The 21547-nt window shown below is 46.8% G+C and carries 20 protein-coding genes; 6 read left to right on the top strand and 14 right to left on the bottom strand.

The annotated features are described in order from the left end of the window. Nucleotides 1-38: 38 nt before the first annotated feature. From nrdF to G4O42_RS08695, 8 genes are all read right to left on the bottom strand, one after another. Nucleotides 39-1028 carry a class 1b ribonucleoside-diphosphate reductase subunit beta gene (nrdF, locus tag G4O42_RS08730; RefSeq protein WP_012117608.1) on the bottom strand — a complete coding sequence of 330 codons (990 nt, stop codon included), beginning with the start codon at nucleotides 1026-1028 and terminating at the stop codon, nucleotides 39-41. A gap of 17 nt (nucleotides 1029-1045) precedes the next feature. Then, a complete protein-coding gene (nrdE, locus tag G4O42_RS08725; protein WP_007611605.1) occupies nucleotides 1046-3148 on the bottom strand; it encodes a class 1b ribonucleoside-diphosphate reductase subunit alpha in 2103 nt (700 codons plus the stop codon). Beyond that, on the bottom strand, nucleotides 3108-3500 hold the full coding sequence (nrdI, locus tag G4O42_RS08720; RefSeq protein WP_003154061.1) for a class Ib ribonucleoside-diphosphate reductase assembly flavoprotein NrdI: 393 nt from the start codon (nucleotides 3498-3500) through the stop codon (nucleotides 3108-3110). Before nrdI ends, nrdE begins: the two co-directional genes overlap by 41 nt. Nucleotides 3501-3759: 259 nt before the next feature. Beyond that, nucleotides 3760-3975, bottom strand: coding sequence for a hypothetical protein (locus G4O42_RS08715; RefSeq protein WP_003154062.1), 216 nt, complete (start codon nucleotides 3973-3975; stop codon nucleotides 3760-3762). Between the two features lie 82 nt (nucleotides 3976-4057). Then, complete coding sequence (locus G4O42_RS08710; protein WP_032874991.1) at nucleotides 4058-4333, bottom strand: YmzC family protein; 276 nt, start codon at nucleotides 4331-4333, stop codon at nucleotides 4058-4060. Nucleotides 4334-4429: 96 nt separating this feature from the next. Continuing rightward, nucleotides 4430-4651 carry an RNA chaperone Hfq gene (hfq, locus tag G4O42_RS08705; RefSeq protein ID WP_003154064.1) on the bottom strand — a complete coding sequence of 74 codons (222 nt, stop codon included), beginning with the start codon at nucleotides 4649-4651 and terminating at the stop codon, nucleotides 4430-4432. A 39-nt stretch (nucleotides 4652-4690) separates the two neighbouring features. Continuing rightward, nucleotides 4691-5635 carry a tRNA (adenosine(37)-N6)-dimethylallyltransferase MiaA gene (miaA, locus tag G4O42_RS08700; RefSeq protein ID WP_032874989.1) on the bottom strand — a complete coding sequence of 315 codons (945 nt, stop codon included), beginning with the start codon at nucleotides 5633-5635 and terminating at the stop codon, nucleotides 4691-4693. 98 nt (nucleotides 5636-5733) lie between these two features. Next, nucleotides 5734-6138 (bottom strand): YmaF family protein, encoded by a 405-nt coding sequence (locus G4O42_RS08695; RefSeq protein WP_014417831.1) that lies wholly within the window; start codon nucleotides 6136-6138, stop codon nucleotides 5734-5736. 101 nt (nucleotides 6139-6239) lie between these two features. On the opposite strand from G4O42_RS08695, the gene G4O42_RS08690 reads away from it, so the two are divergent. From G4O42_RS08690 to erbB, 3 genes are all read left to right on the top strand, one after another. Further along, nucleotides 6240-6551, top strand: a complete 312-nt coding sequence (locus tag G4O42_RS08690) for a hypothetical protein (RefSeq protein WP_007611594.1) — start codon at nucleotides 6240-6242, stop codon at nucleotides 6549-6551. 137 nt (nucleotides 6552-6688) lie between these two features. Then, nucleotides 6689-7003, top strand: coding sequence for an SMR family multidrug efflux transporter EbrA (gene erbA / locus G4O42_RS08685; RefSeq protein WP_007410378.1), 315 nt, complete (start codon nucleotides 6689-6691; stop codon nucleotides 7001-7003). Nucleotides 7004-7020: 17 nt separating this feature from the next. Continuing rightward, nucleotides 7021-7374: an SMR family multidrug efflux transporter EbrB gene (erbB, locus tag G4O42_RS08680; RefSeq protein ID WP_032874987.1), complete on the top strand. Its 354-nt coding sequence runs from the start codon at nucleotides 7021-7023 to the stop codon at nucleotides 7372-7374. A 13-nt stretch (nucleotides 7375-7387) separates the two neighbouring features. Here erbB and G4O42_RS08675 read toward each other — a convergent pair whose 3' ends face one another. The 3 genes from G4O42_RS08675 to G4O42_RS08665 form a co-directional block, all read right to left on the bottom strand. Continuing rightward, nucleotides 7388-7840 carry an OsmC family protein gene (locus G4O42_RS08675; RefSeq protein WP_032874985.1) on the bottom strand — a complete coding sequence of 151 codons (453 nt, stop codon included), beginning with the start codon at nucleotides 7838-7840 and terminating at the stop codon, nucleotides 7388-7390. Between the two features lie 60 nt (nucleotides 7841-7900). Next, a complete protein-coding gene (locus tag G4O42_RS08670) occupies nucleotides 7901-8608 on the bottom strand; it encodes a poly-gamma-glutamate hydrolase family protein (RefSeq protein WP_032874983.1) in 708 nt (235 codons plus the stop codon). A gap of 255 nt (nucleotides 8609-8863) precedes the next feature. Next, nucleotides 8864-9097 (bottom strand): hypothetical protein, encoded by a 234-nt coding sequence (locus tag G4O42_RS08665; protein ID WP_032875236.1) that lies wholly within the window; start codon nucleotides 9095-9097, stop codon nucleotides 8864-8866. Between the two features lie 178 nt (nucleotides 9098-9275). Between G4O42_RS08665 and G4O42_RS08660 the strand changes: the two genes are divergently transcribed. Both G4O42_RS08660 and ymzB read left to right on the top strand, forming a co-directional pair. Continuing rightward, nucleotides 9276-10604 (top strand): serine protease AprX, encoded by a 1329-nt coding sequence (locus G4O42_RS08660; RefSeq protein ID WP_032874981.1) that lies wholly within the window; start codon nucleotides 9276-9278, stop codon nucleotides 10602-10604. Between the two features lie 192 nt (nucleotides 10605-10796). After that, entirely contained in the window at nucleotides 10797-11159 is a 363-nt protein-coding gene (ymzB, locus tag G4O42_RS08655; protein ID WP_007410383.1) for a protein YmzB, read from the top strand. Nucleotides 11160-11192: 33 nt separating this feature from the next. On the opposite strand, the gene G4O42_RS08650 is transcribed toward ymzB, so the two are convergent. Continuing rightward, the gene (locus G4O42_RS08650) at nucleotides 11193-11948 is read right to left on the bottom strand and encodes a YoaK family protein (protein WP_032874979.1); all 756 of its coding nucleotides are present in this window, start codon (nucleotides 11946-11948) and stop codon (nucleotides 11193-11195) included. 59 nt (nucleotides 11949-12007) lie between these two features. Next, the gene (locus tag G4O42_RS08645) at nucleotides 12008-12442 is read right to left on the bottom strand and encodes a NucA/NucB deoxyribonuclease domain-containing protein (protein WP_007611576.1); all 435 of its coding nucleotides are present in this window, start codon (nucleotides 12440-12442) and stop codon (nucleotides 12008-12010) included. Between the two features lie 288 nt (nucleotides 12443-12730). On the opposite strand from G4O42_RS08645, the gene G4O42_RS08640 reads away from it, so the two are divergent. After that, nucleotides 12731-13942: a cytochrome P450 family protein gene (locus tag G4O42_RS08640; protein ID WP_032875233.1), complete on the top strand. Its 1212-nt coding sequence runs from the start codon at nucleotides 12731-12733 to the stop codon at nucleotides 13940-13942. 134 nt (nucleotides 13943-14076) lie between these two features. Here the strand turns inward: G4O42_RS08640 and G4O42_RS08635 are convergent, their stop codons facing one another. Then, nucleotides 14077-21534, bottom strand: a complete 7458-nt coding sequence (locus G4O42_RS08635; RefSeq protein WP_032874977.1) for a beta-ketoacyl synthase N-terminal-like domain-containing protein — start codon at nucleotides 21532-21534, stop codon at nucleotides 14077-14079. Nucleotides 21535-21547 lie beyond the last annotated feature (13 nt).

Here is a 21547-nt window from a genome sequence, read left to right as displayed (position 1 = left end):
CCTGTCTTACCTCTCCACTCAAGCCAAAAGAGCAGATATTATATCTGCTCTTCATCTTGGCCAAAATAAAAATCTTCGTCCTTAATCGGTTCTACCGTCGCCTTTTTGTAGCCGTTCCCTTTCATGGAGAAGAAATCATGTGATTTTGTTTTGGTGTTTAATCCGTTTAATACGATCGGATTAATATCCTCTTCTTCAAAGTAAGGATCGAACCCTAAGTTCATCAAAGCTTTATTGGCGTTATAGCGGATGAATTTCTTTACATCGTGTGAGAGTCCGACTTGATCGTACAAGTCCTCTGTATATTCAAGCTCATTTTCATATAACTGATTCAGAAGGTCAATCGCAAATTCACGAAGCTCTGCTTTTTTCTCTTCTGTCTGTTTATTATAAATTTCCTGAGCAAGGAGACCGACATACACGCCGTGAATCGCTTCGTCACGAAGGATCAGGTTAATGATCTCACCGCTTTGCATCAGTTTTCCTTGTCCGTAGAAATATAACGGATAATAGAAACCGCTGTAGAAAAGGAAGCTTTCCAGATAGACGGAAGCAACCATCGCTTTGAACAGTGAAATTTCATCGTCTTTTTGAATGGCTTTGTAAAGCCCGACAATCATTTGCGCTTTTTTCTGCAAATATTTATTTTGTTTAACCCATTCAAATACTTCATTAATCGTTTCAGTCGGAGCAAGCGTCATAAAAATATTTGAATATGATTTTGCGTGCACCGCGTTTTCCATCATCGCCATGAAATTAAGAACCGCTTTTCGCTGATGACCTTCGACGTGCTCGGCCACAATCGGCATGCCCGTGTTCCCCTGCTCTGTATCAAGCAGTGTCAGGCCGGCGAGCACCTTCATGTACGTATCCTGCTCATTTTTACCCAAATACTTCCAAGTGAGAAGATCGCCGTTTAATGCGATCTCTTCCGGAAGCCAAAACTGCTTTACGTTTTGGTTGTAAAACATTTGGGTGAAATCATCTTCATGCTTTGACCAGTTTGCTGCGTCATAAATTTTTGTCACTGTAAACTCTCCTTTAATCAAACGACACAAGAAAGACAGCTGTCCTGCCCGGTATCTTTCGTTCTTGCATAGTAAATGGTTTTGATGCCTCTATGGTGGGCATACAGATCAATACGATTCAGATCACGAGTTGTCATCGTATCTTTCAAAAACAGGGTAAAGCTGATTCCCTGATCGATATGCTGCTGGATTGTCGCGATCATATCCACCACTTTGAACATGTCCATATCATAAGCTTCTTTGTAGAAGAACCAGTTATTAGACGCTAACCCCGGCATCGGGTAATACGTTTTTGAATTTCCGTATGTTCTTTCTTCGATCCGTTCCATGATCGGCATAACGGACGCCGTGCTGGATTGGACGTAGGAAATGGAGCCTGTCGGCGCGATGCACAGTCTGTAGCTGTGGTACATGCCGTTTTCAGCGACAAACGCCTTCAGCTCTTTCCAGTCTTCGATTGTCGGAATGTGCATGCCTTCAAAGAGCGCAGCGATTTTTTCGTATGCCGGTGAGAACTCTTTTTCGATGTATTTATTGAAATATTCTCCCGTTGCATAAGTGGAGCCTTCATAATGCTCAAACGTTTCGCCTTTTTCTTTCGCAAGCTCAGCTGAACGCTGAATGGAATAAAAGTTCACCATCATAAAGAACGTATTCGCGAAATCTCTTGCTTCCGGGCTTTCATACGCGATGCCGTTTTGGGCCAGGTAACCGTGAAGGTTCATAGCGCCTAAACCGATGGACTTCATCGCTTTGTTCGCGCGTCTGACTGCCGGCGCGTTGCGGATATCCGTCGTCTCAGATACATGAGTCAGGGAATCCGTCGCGAGTTTCACCGTGCGCTCAATCGATTTATGTTTCATGACATTCAGTATATTTAATGAACCAAGGTTGCAGGAAATGTCCAAGCCGATTTCATCTTCCTCGTCATAATCTGTGTAAGCTGAAACCTGTGACGCCTGAAGCACTTCAGAGCAAAGGTTCGAGAATTTCACTTTTGATACGTGGTTATTCGCGTGCTCTTTGTTTACGTTATCCTGGAACATAATGTACGGATAACCTGACTCAGAACGGAGAACGGCAAGCTTTTCAAGCAATTTGCGCGCATTCACTTTTTCTTTTTTGACACGAGGGTTGTCGACAAGCTCCTCATACATCGCCGTCATGTCCATTTCGTCCATATGCTGGCCGTATTCTTTATAAATCGTATGCGGATAGAATACATAAGCCGCTTTATCCTCACGTGCAAGCTCAACGAACTTATCCGGAATGACGACACCGATAGAAAGCGTCTTGACGCGCACATCTTCATCCGCAGAAATCTTTTTCGTATCAAGAAAATCATTGATATCGCGGTGGAAAATATTTAAATACGCCGCGCCTGAGCCTTGTCTTTGGCCCATTTGGTCAGCGTAACGGAACGCATTATCAAGAAGCTTCATGACGCCTACAACACCTTTTGTGGCGTTTTCAACATCTTTAATCGCTTCGCCTTTCGCGCGAAGCTTCGACAGATTAAGAGAAACCCCGCCGCCCAATTTAGACAGCTGCATGGAAATATCGATCGCCCGTGAAATATCGTTTAAGGAATCGTTGACTTCGAGCAAGAAGCAGCTCACCAGTTCTCCGCGGCGTTTTCTGCCGGCATTCAAAAATGTCGGTGTACTCGGCTGATATTCCTGATTGATCATCAGATTCACATATTCTTTTGCTTTCTCAGTGTCGCCGTTTGCGAAGAACAGCGCAACAATTGAGATTCGGTCCTCATAACGCTCGAGGATTCTTTTCTTGTCATTCGTTTTCAAAGCATAGTCATTATAGAATTTAAACGCACTCATGAAGGAAGGAAAACGAAACTTCTTTGCGTAAGCTGTCTTAAACACTTCTTTAATGTCTTCAAAAGAGTAAAGGCTTAAGAATTCCTCTTCGTAGTATTGGTTTTCAATCAAATAATCCAGCTTCTCTTTTAAATCGTGAAAGTAAACTGTGTTTTGATTGATATAGTCAACAAAATAGCTATGTACAGCCTCTTTATCTTTATCAAACTGGAATTTTCCATCTTGTTGGATCATGATTTCGTTATTTAACTGGATCCATTTTGGCACTTGATTTTGTGACAACTCTTTCTACCTCCTGAGTAAACAATTCAACGTCTTTAGATGTGCCGCTGAGTTCAAATTTGTGCAAGATCGGCACCTGATATTGTCTTGAAATGGTATCGGCGCTTTTTGCAAAGTTATCGCCCCATACTTTGTTGCCGCTCGCAGCGACTCCTAATAAGAGATGGGCGTATTTTTCGAGAAATGATTGTGTTGATGCCGGTACCTGGCCGAAGTTTGTCGTGTAGGTGACCAAAACAAACGGAGTGTCCACGTGGTCCGTTTCGTCCACCTTGCGGATCAGCTGGAAGTCTGTTTTATTCACAAAACGCTGAACATTCCCTGTCTTTGAATCAAATATGATTTGAACCATCCTTATCACGACCTATCAAAAATAATGAATCTCTTAACACTATATATAGTATACTAACCTCTCAGAAAAACACAACATATTGAGATCGATTTATAAAAAATTCATATTTTTGAAAGAGCGGACTTTGGCTCTAGCCCGATTAACGCCCAAAAAAGAGAGCAGAACGAGAATCATCTCTCATCCTACTCAAGGTGTCATGTGTAAGCCGATGTCTATCATAACATGAAAAAAAACTGCTTAGTAGTCTAGACTTTTATTCTTATTTTTTGTAAGAATCACATTTTTTTTCGCTTTCAACGGTTTCTTCAATCTCCACATCAGCACCGATTTCTTTCAGTACGGCTTTCAGAGCGCTTGTGATGGAAGCCTCTCTGATCAGTTCTTTGCCGTCAACGATGATGCTGGTTCCATATTCATAGCAGGAATCATCTTCACAAGTTTCTTCCCAATGGTTGATTATCACCTTGTGTTTCAATCGTCTCACCCTCTGCATGATCAATGTCAGTACTTAGTGTAGCTTGTGCGGCCCGCTTTGTAAATTCGAACGCTTGTGAAATTTATTCAAGCTCATCCAGCGCCGTTTCTTTTTTCAGTTCGATTCTATTCGTTTTTTCATCATAGCGGTATATTTTTAAGTAACCGTCCTCAACGATGCCGAAACGATTATGTTCCAGCTGCACCATGCCTTCTGTCTGCGGTTCGGTATCCGCCAAGCCGCCGTCATCATCCGTCACCACCGTCTCATGATTGCTGCAAGCTCCAAACAGCAAAAAAACAGCGATCCAAACGAGCGTAATCCTGATTCTTCTCAGTTCATTTTCACTTTCGAACACGATTTTCCGAACCCCCTTTTATGTATCCGATATACAGCCTGCAATATACAGATGCGCATAGAAAAAGACCATTGTTCATGGTCTTTTTCAAAAAGTCTATTCAAGCTCAAGCTGGACGTTTTTTTGCGGGGCGAACGTGGAGATGGCATGTTTATAAATAAGCTGCTGCTTCCCCTCCGTTTCGAGCAAAACGGTAAAGTTGTCAAAGCCTTTTACCTGGCCGCGAAGCTGGAAGCCGTTGAGTAAAAACACCGTGACGAACGTATTGTCTTTTCGGATTTGATTCAAAAACTGATCTTGAATATTAATCGGTTTCATGTTTCGTCCTCCTTGGTTCTCAATACAATACTGTTTCGATTAAATTTCCAGTTTTCCTGCTATGCACTCGAAAATTTCCTTTTTTTTCTGCTCAATATCAACAGGCGGCGTCATATCTGTCCATGAAACGGGCATTTTATTGCGAAACCAGGTCAGCTGGCGTTTCGCATATCGCCTAGAATTTTGTTTTAATTGCTCCACAGCCTGAGGAAGCGGCACTTTTCCATCAAGATATTCATACAGCTCTTTATAGCCGATCGCCTGAATCGATTGGCTGTCCCGGATATTCATATCATACAGCCGCTTTACTTCGTCAAGAAGGCCGGTTTCCAGCATCAGGTCAACGCGCTCGTTAATCCGGTCGTACAGCACTTCTCTGTCCATTGTAAGACCGATAAGAACCGCATTGTAAAGCAGCTCCCGTTTTTGGGTTTTAAGATGCTCTGACATTGTTTTTCCCGATACATGCAGAATTTCGAGCGCGCGGATGACTCTTCGCGTATTGTTTTGATGAATGGCTGTCGCCGCTTCCGGGTCGGTTGCCGCAAGCTTGGCATGAAGCGCTTCCGCCCCTTCTTCAGCCGCCAGTTTCTCCATGCGCTCCCGGAATACAGGGTCACCGGAGTTTTCCGTGAACGTATAGTCATACAGCACGGACTGAATGTACAGACCCGTTCCCCCGACAATCATCGGCAGCTTTCCTCTATCGGCAATCTCGGTGATTTTTCCCCTTACCATTTTCTGATAATCCGCCGTTGAAAAAGTGTCGGACGGCTCCAAAATATCAATCAGGTGATGCGGCACGCCTTCTGTCTCTTCTTCGGTGACTTTGGCCGTTCCGATGTCCATCCCTTTATATACCTGCATGGAATCTCCGCTGATGATTTCCGCATTCAGCATTTTCGCGAGTCCGATGCTTAGTTTTGTTTTTCCGACTGCCGTCGGTCCGACAAGTATGACGACAGGCTGTTTTTTATTTTTCAATATGTATCACTCTCTTTTATAAATCTCCCCCTAATTATAGCATTCATTTCTTCAGGCACCTATCCATTTTGCCCTTTTTCCTGAGCGCTAAACGTCCACTACCACCCGATCGGCTCGTTTCCGACAACCTCTCTCGTTTTTCCTTTGAGTGTATGGCGGTGCGTTTTCCGTCCTTCCTCCCGCGGATCGTAAACGACGCCGCCGTGCTGGATCTGAATCGGCTCATTGTAGGCGGCAAAGGTGGTCTCTGAAAGCTCATGGTAATGTGTTCCGTCAACCCTCGGGATGGCAGGGCCGGAAATGCCGTAATACCTATGAAAATGGCCGTTTTCAAACGAGGTGATGCCCGTATAGAAATGTGTATGCTCATCTGTATTGCTGCCGTTCTCCGGCTGCGAAAAGCCTTCAATCAAATGGTAATGCCCCTGCACTACATCCGTAACCGCCCGGTATGCGTGTGTGTGCGGAGGTTTTTTTGACCAATCGGACTGATACAGGCCCACAAAAGCTCACTCCTTTATTTTTTTGATAAACGCCCAATCAAAAATTGGTGGGCTGAATACTCTGTTATCATCTCAAATTTATTCTTGGAGGTACCTTAATTATGAATGAAGAATACACATACGCAGTAGATAGTGATATGAGACAGTTTGGGCGGCCTGGATTTGGGTTCGGACGTCCCGGATTTGGGTTTGGACGGCCGGGATTCGGCTTCGGGCGGCCCGGATTCGGATTTGGATTCGGACGGCCGGGTTTTGGATTTGGCCGGCCTTGGTTTGGTTATGGATTCGGACGGCCGTTTGGTTTTTACGGCGGACCGTTTTTCGGAGGGCTTGTCGGGGGGCTTGTCGGAAGCGCTTTATTCAATCCGTACTTGTACGGGGGTTACGGCTACGGCTATCCGTATTACTATTGACGAATCAAAAAGGCTCCTCCACGGGGGCCTTTTTGTATAGGCCTAATGTCTTGACTTGGCGGGCAAAGTTCGGATATTATTTTATTTTACTGCCTTAAACAAAAGGCATAAGGATTATGATGAGAGGGGGATTTGATATGATTCTGGGTTATATCTTCCTCACAATTGCTATTTTATCAGAGTCAATCGGCGCGGCCATGCTGAAGGTCTCCCGCGGATTTACGCGGTTTTTGCCGAGCGCGCTTGTAGTGGCAGGCTATTCATTGGCCTTTTATATGCTTTCACTGACACTGAATCTCATTCCGCTCAGCTTATCCTATGCAACATGGAGCGGAGCCGGAACGGTGCTCGCATCCATTATCGGAGCGAAATGGTTTCATGAAAAACTGGACAAGCAGGCCGTCATCGGGCTCTTTTTCTTATTGGCCGGTGTCATTTTGATGAATTGGTAGAAAGGAGAGGCATGCTGATGAAAGGATTACTTTGCTTGGCATTAGCCATTGTATCAGAAGTGTTCGGGAGCACGATGCTGAAGCTGTCGGACGGTTTTACGCACCTGTGGCCCGCTCTCGGCGTCATTGCCGGAATCGGAGCCTCTTTTATGTTTTTGAGCTTCTCATTGAAAAGCCTTGATTTATCCGCCGCATACGCGACATGGTCAGGTGTCGGCACCGCTTTAACGGCAATTGTCGGCTTTATTGTTTTTAAGGAAGCCATAACGATCAAAATGATGATCGGGCTTGTTTTGGTCATCACGGGCGTCATCCTGCTGAACCGTTCCAAGTCTCAAAAAGCTAAAAAAAATCAAACGGCCCGGAGCTGACCGTTTGAACTCGTCAAGCGCCGGCAGCTTTTACTTCAACCTCAAGCCCCATCTCCACGTTTCCTCGGACCGCTCGTGAAATCATACACGAGGACTCCGCTTTCTGCGCTAACTTCCTGGCGAGCGTAAAGTCCGTTTCGGCTGCATCCGGCTTTAATAATATAAACGGACGGTGAATGATTTTCTGGTACGTGAACACACCGTTCGTGACGTCTACAATTCCTTCAGATTCCATATGTAGATCTTCTTTATCCAGGCCGCTTCTTTCCATCATCGCCGCAAGCGTTATAATATAACAGGTCGCGGCCGCTCCAAGCAGCATTTCATCAGGATTTGTGCCTTCTCCGGGTCCGTCCATTTCCTTAGGAATGGACACAGCCGTTTCCAGCCGGCCGCTTTTAATATCGCCGACGTCATTGCGATTTCCGGGCCAATTTGCTTTTAAATAAAAGTGATGTGTTGCCAAGGGACAAACCTCCTTTTTTTTCAGTTTACTCATCATTCACTGATTTGTCTTTTTTTAAGCTCACGAATACTCTTGATTGATCACTCTTTTTATCGTACGGACAAACCGGTAAAATTCCTCCGTTTTTGTGAATTCCCTTTCGCGATAATCAAAATTATCAAAAAGCGCTTCCCGCTGTTCTCTGCTGATCTCAAGCTGTATGCTCAGCCCGGTTTGCGCCTGGTTATTGATATTTTCGGTGTTAACCCCGGCCAGACCGGTTTTTGAGGTTGCCAATTCTGCAGAAAATCCGTTTCGTTCGAGAGCTCTCACCAATTTTTTCGCCCGCTTCCGATCGCTTCCTCCGACAAGAGTATTTTTCTCGTCGCCTTTATAACCGTGCACTGCGATAACATAATGGTGCTGCTTAATGCTTTCGACTGCTGAAGGCTCATCGAACTTGGTGCTCGTAATATGAAGAGTCTGGTTATCATGCGTTTTTAATCCCTCAAACAGATAGGTTGAATAATCATCGCTGAAAGAGCGGACGATCTCGCTCACCCCGCCCTCAATTCTCCCTCCGTGCGGCGACATGATCAATACGGGGCTCCCCTTTCGCTTATTGTACGATATATGATAATCATCGGGGTCTTCATGTTCAGCCAAATCTTTAAAATCTGTGTATGTATCAGAAGAATTCGAGGGATCAGGATCTGACGCATAATGAGCACATCTTATTAGTAAGACCATTGCTACGATAATGATGACATTAAGTAAAATTCTTTTCATCAGCTCTCCTTCTTTGCTCCTTTCTGAAAAATGACATGTTCATTATATGGATTTTTGTCAATAGGTCTTATCTTAACATTCTATTAACATTATCATCAGTGAAAAACTTCCCGGTTTCGAAAAATCAATGGATTGTCACGGTTCAAGCGCTCAAATGCCGGGCATCAGTGAAAAAAGGTTGAGAGAGGGCAAAAAAAAAGGGAGGAACGCCCGAATTTTCAGGGGCGGGAGATTCACAGCCGGAAACGGACGGCATCAAGAATACGCTTTTAAAAATGAATATCCGCCTCCCGAAGCAAATGCACAGGACAGAATGGAGCCCGTCAAAAAAGTTCTCACCTGCCTTTTTGTACAGCAAAATGCCGTTACAGCCCGCTCATCCCCTTTTTTTATCATAATGGTCCGTTTTGAAATGGAGCCGTCTTTTTTCATATATATAATATCAATCGGAAGCTGTTTTTCCAAGGAATGTCTCAATATTATGTTCATGTATATACCTCCTTCCGCCGGCTTCATCATAACCGAACGAACGTTCTCTTCCAACTCGATTTCTTCTCCTGAAAAAGCCGCAAGTAACCAGCGCTCCTGAAGGACAAACAAACTGACCGAACATACGGCCTGTTCATATGGTATAGAGAGAATCGCCAGAATGGGAGGAAAAGTATATATGTTTGGTTACTCAATGGTACAAATGGTGCGGTCAAATGCTCATAAGCTGGACTGGCCGCTCAGAGAAAACGTATTACAGTTATATAAACCTTTCAAATGGACACCTTGCTTTTTGCACAAGTTTTTCGAAAAAAAGGTGAAAAACAGAAAGAAAATGTCAGTCATCATTGAATTTGAAGAGGGCTGCCATGAATCCGGTTTTCACAGCACAGGACAGGTCTTATCAAAAGAAAAACGCTGCACCATAAAAAAGCAGTTTCAAACAATCAATTGCTGCAGCGCCGAAGTCACTCCGTCCGCCCTTCACATGCTTCTTTCGCAATGCCGGGATATCCGTAAAATCTATTTAAACCGTGAAGTAAAAGCGCTCCTTGATACGGCAGCTGAATCGTCTCATGCAAAAGAAGTGACCCGTAACGGCACCGTATTAACAGGAAAAGGCGTAATCGTTGCCGTTATTGATACCGGAATCTATCAGCATCCCGATTTAGAAGGCAGAGTTATCGGATTTGCGGACTTTGTCAACCAAAAGACAGAACCGTATGACGACAACGGGCACGGCACCCATTGCGCCGGTGATATCGCAAGCAGCGGCGCTTCATCTTCGGGTAAATATCAGGGGCCGGCGCCGGAAGCCGATCTGATCGGAGTCAAGGTTTTAAACAAATCAGGATCAGGAACCTTGGCTGATATCATTGAAGGTGTGGAATGGTGCATACAATATAATAAAGAACACACAAAGAATCCGATCAAAATCATCAGCATGTCACTGGGCGGAGATGCGCTCAGATATGATAAAGAAACGGACGACCCGCTCGTCAAGGCCGTTGAAGAGGCATGGAATAAAGGAATCGTCGTCTGCGTCGCCGCGGGCAACTCCGGTCCGGAAGCTCAAACGATTTCAAGCCCCGGTGTCAGCGAGAAGGTCATCACGGTAGGCGCCTATGATGACAATGATACGGCCGGCAATGAGGACGATACGGTCGCTTCATTCTCAAGCCGCGGCCCGACTGTGTACGGAAAAGAGAAGCCTGACATTCTTGCGCCCGGGGTCGATATCGTATCTCTCCGTTCTCCGCGTTCATACCTTGACAAATTACAGAAATCAAACCGTGTAGGCTCCTTGTATTTCAGTCTGTCGGGCACGTCCATGGCCACTCCGATCTGTGCGGGCATTGCCGCCTTAATTCTTCAGCAGAACCCGCAGCTTTCGCCTGACGAAGTGAAAACACTGATCAAACAAAGTCCGGATCAATGGACAAATGAAGATCCGAACATTTACGGAGCGGGCGCAGTGAACGCCGAAAACGCCGTGCCGAAAGAGTAACCTTTTTATCATGAGAACGGGGTCGTCTGCACCGGCAGATGACTCCGTTTTTCAGGTGAACAGATGAAACATTTATAATGAAGGAACTCGGAATGCTTTAGAACCGGCTGTCAGAAAAAAAGATCAATGCAAGGCAGTGTATTTCTAAAAAAATAGGGAATAAGTATGGTGTAGATAAAAGGAGGAATCACAATGGCACTTACAAACACCGAATTGTCTGAATGGCTGCAAAAACAGATCGGACAAACGCTTGATATCAGAAAAGGAGAGCTGACAGACAGCCGAAACGAGATTTCTGATATGGACCAGATCATGCTTCACCTTGATGATGTTCTCGTCCGCCGGACAAATCATCCCGATGACTATGTAGCTGACGAAGAGCTCGTCCTAAAAGGACACGGCACAACCTATACGGAGGAAGGAAATGTCCCGCTCCCTCAAGATGCGTATGAAATCCCTTTGCTCGGCGACATTACCATCCAAAAGGAGCAAGACGGATTAAAGGTACATACAGATCGGGCCGTTTATACAATCGGGACCCGGAAAGAGCAATAAAAAGAAAAAACGCCCTGAATCAGCGGCGTTTTTTTATTGGTTTTTTTCTTCAGAATATCCGTGGAACATCGTGAATGCGCAAAGCATAATGCCTAAAATAATGATAATCGGAAGCCAGATCACGGCAAACTTATAATCCGGTTCGGCAAAAGCGCCTATGACCGCCCCAAAACAATACAGCACCAAGGCAAGCGCGCGCAAAACAGCATCTCTCGTAAACTGCTTCCGCTTGTCCGCTTTGTAAAACCTTGCGGTGAGATCTTCAAAAAAATTAGCGAGCGTTCCTGTTAATACGGTCGTGGAAATCCCCGCTACACCAAGTTTTCTCGCGGCTGTCGTCTGCATTCCCATTGCGAAGCTGAGCAGCATAATCAGCACATAAACAGAAATGGCATCTGCAAAAAAGCAAGAGAACAAAGCAAACAGCAGCAAAACAGCTCCTTCAATAGCTAAAGCGGCAGTTACCGCAGGGGGCCAGAATGATTTCTTTTTATTGCCCACAAGCAGGGCCGCGGCAATAACGCCGGCAATAAATCCGATTAACGAGGTTAACGATTTGAGTACGGCAAGGTGCCATGAGTTGCCGACCGCCAGGCCGAACAGAACGATGTTCCCCGTCATATTGGCGGTAAAGATATGTCCCAGGCTTAAATAACCGATCACATCCACAATTCCCGCTGTTAAACAAAGAAGTAAAAGTGCAATATTTCGGTATGTAGTCACTGTCAATGTGATCCAATCCTTTCTCATGCTGATTCCAACATATAAGTTTACTCTTTGCCATTTCATATGTCCAGCCGGCGTGCCGCTTTTTCAGAGCATAAAAAAACTCCGGCGAACCGGAGAAGTTACTGAACGATAAATAATACTCTCGTGCCGTCGGAATATCCGCTCATTTGATTTCCAACCCATGAACCGGCCCCGCGGTTATCCGACGGGGTTACATATCTGATATCAGCCCCCGCCCCGCCTTCTGTGCAGACTGCCATGGGCCATTCATCACGGTCAAACCCGGGCTTTGTCGGAATTCCTTTCAATGATTCTTTCCTTCTATTCTCCGCTCCGCCCCTATCAATTGTACAAATCTCAGAATGACCTGCCGAAATGGCGTCTTTTATATGATTTCCCGTCTCCGGATATTTTGACAGCGGGAAATACAGCACCTGATCGTATCGGGATGCGGCACGAGCAGCACTGTCCGAATGGATGCCGGCGCCCGTAAGGCCGAACTGAAGAGAGATCACCAAAAGCAGACTTGCCGCCCATTTCATAAACGCATTCATTCACATCCTCCTTAAGAAGTTGATATGAAGCGTAAATATGTATATTAGCCGGATTTAACACACATGATGAAATGGCAAAAAAAGTTTGCTGTTTTGTTGATAATCAACGAAAATGGCAGCTTTACGATTTGTCTATTGAACCGGCTTCTGTTTCCTTATATATTTTAGACATACTTATGAGCCGTTGTGATCAGTGTCTTCGGCAGATAAAAGGAGGAATGCCGTCCGGTCGGCAGGCACCGGCTGTTTGTTATGTCTTTTCAAAAACATGAAGGCGGGGAAATCCAGATGGAAAAAACAATGTTTCACCCACACTCACCCGAGTTTCACGAAAACCCTTTTGCGGTTTTAAGCAGATTCAGAGAGAAGGACCCCATACATAAATTCGAACTGCAGCGTTTCGGAGGCACCTTTCCGGCTTGGCTCATCACGCGTTATGATGATTGTATGGCGTTTTTAAAAGACGGCAGAATTACGAGAGATGTAAAACGGGTCATGCCGAAGGAGCTGATCGCGAAGCTGAATGTCAGTGAAGATATCGATTTTGTCTCAGAGCATATGCTGGCAAAAGACCCCCCGGATCATTCACGTCTTCGATCTTTGGTGCATCAGGGGTTCACTCCCCGGATGATTGAGCAGCTTCGCACCGGGATAGAGCAGATCACAGAAGAGCTGCTGGATAAAATGGAAACAAAAGCAGACCCTGATATCATGAGAGATTTCGCCGCACCGCTTCCGTTTATCGTCATTTCCGAGCTGCTCGGAATTCCGAAAGAAGACCGCGCCAAATTTCAAGTGTGGACAAACGCAATGGTCGACACGTCAGAAAGCGGACAAGATGCGACCAACCAGGCTCTCAAAGAATTTAAACAATATATGAAAACACTGATCGAAGAAAAAAGAAAACATCCGGGTGAAGACTTGACGAGCAAGCTTATTTACGCTGAAGAGGACGGCCAAAAGCTGAGTGAATCAGAGCTGTATTCCATGCTGTTTTTGTTAGTCGTTGCCGGGCTTGAAACAACGGTTAACCTTCTTGGCTCCGGCACTCTGGCGCTTCTTCTGCACAAAGACCAGATGGAGAAGATAAAGCGGCAGCCGGAAAATATCCAGATGGCGGTTGAAGAGCTTTTGCGTTATACCTCTCCCGTCATCATGATGGCGAATCGATGGGCGATTGAAGATTTCACTTATAAAGATGTTTCTATTAAAAAAGGTGAAATGATATTTATCGGCATCGGTTCAGCCAATCGGGACCCGGAATATTTTGATGATCCTGATACATTAAATATAGCGAGAACACCGAACCGTCATATTTCTTTTGGATTCGGCATTCATTTTTGTCTCGGGGCTCCGCTCGCCCGGATGGAAGCATCCATTGCCTTTACCGCGCTTTTAAAACGGTTTCCGAATATAGAGCTGAAAGGCGCGCCCGAGGATGTAACATGGAGAAAAAATGTGTTTTTGAGAGGGCTTGAAACATTGCCTGTCAGATTTTAATATCGCCCCCGGTTTATCGGGGGTTTTTTTAATGTCTTATAAACAGAAATCAATATAACAATGAAAATTTAGTACATAGTAAATTTAGTTCTATATAAATAAAAAAGCGGCCGGATTGCTCCGGCCGTTCTCTATTACCGTTTTACCAGCTCATTTGTTTCGTCCAGCTTTTTTCTGAAAGATTTAAGGAAATTTGCGCTTATCGTTCCTTTGTTTGCGTACAGTTTTTCGCAGAATGCTTTAATGGCGTTTTGCGGCTTTGGTTCCGACAGCATTGTGACATGATTGGAAGAGTGAACGTCCAGCAGGTGAAACTGTTTCATCTGGCGTTCCCATTCTTTCCAATACGCATCTTGGTCTAACGGAATTTGTTCTTCCTCTGCTGTCAGATAACGTTCAAGATCTCCGAGGAACAAACCGCTTTTATTACGGAAGTAGTAGCATTGCAGCGCTTCCGGATGAGGCAGCGGCTTCATGTCATACTCTTCCATTCCGTAAGCGAGCTGCGTCTTCATCATTTGCTCCAGCTGCATCCGGATCGCTTCTTCGGATTTTGGCAGACCGCGCTTTTTGGCAAGGCCGATCAATTCTTTCAATATCTCTTCTTCCTCAGCCTGGACGGTAATGTCTTCTCTGCTGATTAATGCCTCTTCAAGGTTTTCAGGCTTAAGATATGCTGCAAGCATCGTATTGATCGTTTGCAGCATGACTGACTTAACAGATGGTTTTCTTTCTTTCCATTTTTCACTGTACGGGGTGTCGATCATGACGGCGCTTTTTACCGTATGACCTTCCTCCTGCAAGAGGCGCGCGGTTTCGTATGCAAGCATTCCGCCCAAGGAATATCCGCCGAGGTCATAAGGGCCTTTCGGCTGTACCGCTTGGATGATTCTCATATAAGAAACGGCAGTCTCTTCGATTCCTTGCAGCGGCTCTTTCCCTGTCAAACCTCTTGCCTGGATGCCGTAAAAAGGCCGCTGACTCTTTTTGGCGAATGGCTGGTATGCTTCCACGCCTCCCGTTCCGCCGTGAAACCAAAAAACAGGACGGCCTTTTTCTCTATCATTCAGCTTGACGAGTTCGGGAAAATTCCGGCCCGCCTCCTGCGATTGGTTCGTTTTTAACAGCATGCTAATCTCCTGAACAGTGCTGCATTTCTGAAGAGCCTCCAGACTGATGCGGCTGTCTCCGCCCTCAAGTTTTTTCAGCAGCTGAATAGAGGAGATTGAATCGAAGCCGTATTCAGTCAGCGGCTTATTTTGATCCATTTCCGCTGGCTCCATCCCCAAAATGTCTGCCACAATGTCAGCCGCGCTCCCGCGGCAGAGCTGAGGCTCCTGTGAAACCAATGCAAGGCTGATGTCTTCTGGCTGACCGCCGTTCCAATACTTATGGTTTTCAAAAGGATATGTCGGAAGCGGCACTCTTTGAACAGATTTGCCTTGGTGGAGTCTGTCCCACGGTATATCCGCACCTTTCACCCAGCAAAATGCAAGCTTTTCCAGATTATTTTCAGCCAACAGCGTCTCTGTGACGACTGTACCGAGAGTCCCTTCCAGTAAAACGCCGATATCTCCTGATCCAGTCTGCTGACTGCCTGTAAAGAAGCTTTTCATTCCATTGCTTTCTTCGGAAAATGCTCTGTACTCTTTCAGTTTTTCCAGCAATTCATCTTGATTGCGGGCAACGAGTGCCAGGCGCCAGTTCATCGCCTCACGGCCGGTCTGAAGCGTATAAGCAATATCCCGCAATGACGGAGTATCTCCAGTTTGCACAAAATCAGCCAGCTGACCTGCGGCCGCCTTTAGGCGCCCTTCGCTCTTAGCAGAAAGCACGATAAGCTGCGGTTCATGCGCAGATTCTTTGTCTTTATGGCTCGGGCTGTACTGTTCCAAGACGACATGCGCATTCATGCCGCCGAAGCCATAGCTGTTAATTGCGGCCCGGCGCGGGATCGGTCTGCCCGTATGGTCGGTGAACTGTGTCCATTCCTGATTGTCTTCGGTGAAACGGAAGCGGCTTTTCTGAATGGCCATTTGCTCATTTGCAGCTGTAAATCCGGGAATACCCGGGATGGTATGATGCTTCATGGCCATCGCCACTTTTATAAGGGCAGCCAGTCCGGAAGCGAGTTCGCCGTGCCCGATGCAAGGTTTCACGGTGCTGATATAACAAGGCGCGCTTTCCTCTTGATTTGCAGACTCTCCGTAACCCGCTTTGATTGCATTAAACTCCAGCGCATCTGCCATTTCGGAGGCAATGCCGTGCGCTTCAATATAAGTGACGGTTTGCGGATCAACTTCGGTGTCTTCGTACGCTTTTTTCATCGCGGCCTTCATTCCCGCCGGATTCGGTGCGTGAAGCGACATGCCTTTACCGCCGTGAGACACTCCTGTTCCTTTAATGACCATGTGAATATGATCGCCGTCATCAATTGCCGCCTCAAGCGGTTTGATGATGATCACGCCCGCCCCTTCGCTTCTGACAAAGCCATCGGCATCTTTTTGGAACGATTTCGCCCGGCCGTTTTTGCTTAAATATCCCATTGAGTCAAAACCGATAAAGCCCTTCGGCGATTGCAGAATATTGGCGGCTCCCACGACAGCCTGCTCACATTCGTTATGGCGGATTGATTGAACTGCCCTGTGCAATGCCACCAGCGTTGACGTGCAGGCAGCCTCGTAATATTCACTCGGTCCTTGTAAATTCAAGGCATATGAAATTCTGTTCGGAATGATGGACGGAATGGCTGTTCCATTGTTCGGATCGCTGTTGCTCGCGGCAATGAAAACGCCTGTCGGTCTGCTTGATAATGCCTTATTTGTAAGGCCCGCATCCTCCATTGCCTTCCATGTATGCATCAAAAGCAGAAATTGCTCCGGCCCCATTTGTGATGCCTCTTTAGGAGAAATTCCGAAAAAGAGCGGGTCAAATTCGCCGACACCGTCAATAAAACCGCCCCATCTGAGACTCGTGTCATTCTCATCACCGGCGTAACGGCGCCAGTCCCAGCGGTCCGCCGGAATTTCGGTAATACAGTGATCCCCGTTTACGATGTGCTCCCAAAAAGACTGGATATCCGGGGATTGCGGAAACTGAGCTGACATACCGATAATCGCGATTCCTTGCTTGATATCGGCGTTATCACAAGGCTTATGCTGTTTCTTCGGTAAAGTGCGCTCTTCTGTTTCCGTGACCCTGGCCTCTTCTGAATGCTTATGATCGGCAAGCAATTGAGAAAACTTGCTCTCATATGCTGACGCGAAGTGGCGGGTCAGCTCCTCCGCGGTCGGATACTCGAAAAACAATGTTGGATTCACATCGATGTCCGCCTCTTGGCCGATCTCTTTTGTCAGCCCGATCAGGCTCGCTGAATCAAGTCCCAATTCCATGATATTTGCGTCAGAATGAAGAGATGGCGTGGGTTCATCCATCATCTTGGCGAGCTTGCCAAGGACGTAGCTGCGGATATCATCTGTCAGACTGCCGGCAGAAATCGGTGCTCCCGCATTCTTAACAGCCGTTCGGGCCGGCTGATTTATCTGTTCGGTTTTCGGGCGGAACCGTTTCAGGGCATAGCCTTCAAAACGCATCACCACTTCCGATCGCCTGCTGATGACATCTGCGTTAATCAGAATCATTTCCCCCGTTTGTTTGGCCAGCTTGATGTGCAGCCAGCAATCGGTAAGATCTTCCGGGCTGCTGAAGGTGACGGAATTAATGCCGAACGGCAGATAGCTTTCCGCCTCCGTTTGGTCCAATAAAGAAAGTGAGGCCAAGTAAGCACTGTTGGCGATTAACGGATTTACGGCATAATGATGCGCTTGTTGTGAGTCGCTATTGTTCAGGTTCACTTTCGCTAAAACGCCATCAGAGCTTTTGTACAGGCGGGTGATCGTTTTAAATTCTTCTCCCCACACGACGGTTCCCGTTCCGTCTCCGTATAACTCATCTATCCGGCCCACTTCCCGGTAAGAGCGCTGAATGGCCGTCAGATCCGCGTGCTGCTTTTGAAACGGATACGGGCTGCACTCGGCATACGCCGCTATGCTCCAATCAGGAGACGTGCGGCTGCGGTGCATTATGCTCAGTTCAAATCCATCCCCGTTTTGTTTCGATTCTGTTTTCAGCTCGATGCGATCGCCTTTTTTTACGGTAATGGGGCTCGTGTAATTCAGTTTTTTAATTTGTCCTCCTTCCGCTTCAGGAAAAATTTCACAAAAATGATCGACTGCCAGACTGTTATACGTAGCGCCGACGAGTACCGGTTCTCCGCTGAATTGATGCCCTTTCACGTATGGGTCGTCATCACTGTATACCGACTGAACGCCGGCAGCGTTTTCTGATTCACCGAATTGAAAAGAAGTCCCGTGGTCAAAAGCGTAGGCCGGCAGATGAACGGCGTGCTCTTGCTGCAACTGATCAAACGCGATATTCTCTCCTTTTTCCCATTGCCGCGCACGCCGGCCAATATCAGAATCGGAGAAATTGAGATTCCGCTGATCCATGCGGTAAGCGGACAGCTTTTCCAGCAGTTCCTGAACGGAAGCAGCCGTAAATGCCGCCCGATACTCCAAATGATGCGTTCTTTTTTGCAGCGCGGATGCGATGGCGGCCGGATGAAGAGATGGCGTCTTTTCTAAAAAAGCCGCCAGTCTCTCAAGATAGGCTTCAAAACTCCATTTTGTTTTCGCTGACACAGGGAAAATATATTCCTCATCGCCGTGACGGGCCTGATCGGAATTCGGGCTGATATATTCTTCTACGATGAGATTTGCATATGCCCCGCCTGCCCCGAAGGAATTGATCATACTTCTCCGCGGTATGATGTCCCCCGTTTCGGCATCCTTCAGACGTTCCCAATACTCGGTTTTTTCCTGCAGGTAAAAAGCCGTTTGTTCAAGCGCGATATTCGGATTTTGCGGTTTTGCGTTAATCGTCGGGACTAATGTTTCCCGCTCCATTTGCAGCAGCACTTTCGCGAGCTGGGACATGCCGGAAGCCGCCTCTAAATGGCCGAGATTTGACTTGACGGATCCAAGCGCGCAAAAACGTTTTTTATCAGTATATTGCGCGAACGCGTTTGTCAGGGCAATGACCTCAATCGGATCTCCCAATACAGACCCGTTTGCCGCTGATTCAACATAACTGATTGTTTCCGGATTGATTCCGGCCTTGTCGATGGAAGCCGCCATGAGCTTCGCCTGCTGTTTCGGATCCGGAGCCGTGTACATCTGCCTTCCGCCGCTATGGCACAACGCGCTGCTTTTAATGACCCCGTAAATATGGTCTTTGTCAGCAACCGCTTTGGAGAGCGGCTTCAAGAGCACCGCCCCGACTCCTTCTCCCGGCATCAGGCCCGTGCCGGTTCCGAAGCTTTTGCTCTCACTTCCCTGTTCAAGCAAATTAGCCCGTTCGAGCGCATCATATTTAGACGGTTCAAGCGTGAGATTGACCCCTCCGGCAATCGCCATGGAACAGCTGTTAAGCTTCAGGCTTTCACAGGCGAGATGAATGGCGCTCAGTGAGCTGGAGCATGCGGTCGTAACGCCCATGCTCGGACCCGTTAAATTGAAAAAGTGGGAAATGCGGTTGGCGATATGCCAATCCCCTCCGTTAGAGCTGAGCGCGGCTTTTTCCAATGACGGGATATTCCAGAAATATTGATTGTACATACTGCCCATAAATACACCGATGCCGCTGTCTGATTCCTGCCATTCGTTTACTCTTTCTAACGAGTAACCGCCGTTTTCAAATGTTTCCCATACGGTTTCTAAGCTTAGACGGAGCTCAGGCGTCATCTCCATCACATGGTCTTCCCGGATGTCAAACAAGTGATGGTCAAAAGCGTCAATATGCTGCAGAAATCCGCCGTACCGTGTTTTGCGTTCTTCTTTTCGTGTTTCTTTTGCCATTGTTTTCAGAAGACCGGACTTCCATCTGTTTTCCGGGGCTTCCGTAATACAGCTGTCTCCGGCTTTTAAATGTTCCCACAGCTCATCGAGCGTTTCAGACTCGGGATAGCGGCCGCTGATGCCGATAATGGCAATGTCGTCACGATCAGAATGATTAACGGTGACGGTTTCTGTTTCCGGCTTTGGCGCTTTTGGCTCTTTTTGTTCAGTGATAAATCGCCGCGTTTCCGTGACAAGCGGCACCGGTTCATTCATTGCAGGTTCCGGATGCTCCGTTTCAGGAGGCGCTTGTTCGGCTCCGAATGCCTGTTGCAGCTTATCCGAGTAATTTTCCAGCAAATACTCGGCAAGTTCTTTCGTATTCGTGTGTTCAAATAAGACCGTTTTTGGCAGCTCGCCCGTCAATGTTTCCAGTTCGCGGATAAAATTCACCTGCAAAATGGAGTCGATGCCGTATTTTTCAAAGCTGGTTTCCGGCTGAATGCGCTCGGGAGCAAGCTTTATGGACTTGGCTAACGTTTCTTTTATGAATTGCACAGTCCGGTCTGTGACTGAGAAAGGCGGTTCTGTGAAATCAGCCGGCTCTTTGGAAGCCGCAGTTTCTTCAACCGCCTGCGCGTCCGGCTGCTTTTGCCTGATAACGCCGTCGCTTTCTGCCGCCACGATCTGCTGGCCGAAGTGATGTGACGATTCCGCCATAAATGTAACGTACCGATATCCCTCGCTTTCCAGCGCAGACTGCCACGCTTCAGGATACAGCCCCGGGCATCCGGGAATGCGCAGTTTGGCGTCTTCATACAGCCACCAGCCTTCCAAAAGGCCGAATGTCAGGTGAGAATAAACCGAATGGCTGCTGATCTCATTTAATAGCAAAATCCCATTCTTTTTAAGCACCGCTTTGGCATTGCGAAGTGTCCGCCGAATATTTTTTGTCGCGTGAAGCACATTTGCCGCAATTACCGCGTCATATGCGCCCGCCTCTATACCCTGCAAAGCCGGGGGCTCTTCCACATTAAACCGCTTATAAGTCAAATACGGATTGTCGGGACCGTATTCTTTTTCAGCATGCATGAAAAAGGCCTTTGACAGATCGGTGTAGCAATATTCTTTCACATGATGTTTGTACTCTTTTAATCTTTTGAAAACGGCCGCGCTCGTCCCGCCCGTCCCCGCTCCGATCTCTAATATCCGGATTTCCGCGTTCGGGTCTTCTTTCAGGCGTTCTTCAATGAAAGCCGTCAATGTGTCAGCGAGCACCTCATTAAAGTAGTCTGCCGTTTCATTGTTTTTATAGATTCCTTCCACCAATTCCATTGAGGAATCAGGAAACAGAACATCAGTGGCAGAAACTCTGCCGGATAAAATATCCGGCAAAGCTCTGAGAGCGGTCTCCACTAAGGTGATCATCGCCTCTTTGCTGCTGTCCTTGAGTAAAGGAGCTTTCTTTTCATCCCATTCTTGCCACAGCACGTCCGCACGCTCTATCGGACCCGTTAACACATACGTACTGCCTGACTGTTTCAAAAAGCCTTTTTGCACCAAGATGGAGATGCTTTCTTCCAGCCACCTGCCGTAAAACCCCTGCATGACAGGCTGCGTTTCGTTTTCCGTAAAAAATCCGACAGATTTCAGCTGGCCTGCCAATAGTTTGTAAAGAAGATCTTCAGTGTTTTGCAAAGCCGTCCCCTCC

Source organism: Bacillus sp. LUNF1 (assembly GCF_011008975.1).
Lineage (GTDB): Bacteria > Bacillota > Bacilli > Bacillales > Bacillaceae > Bacillus > Bacillus velezensis.
The sequence above is the reverse complement of the archived record's forward strand: the minus strand, read 5'-3'. Positions and strand labels throughout refer to the sequence as shown.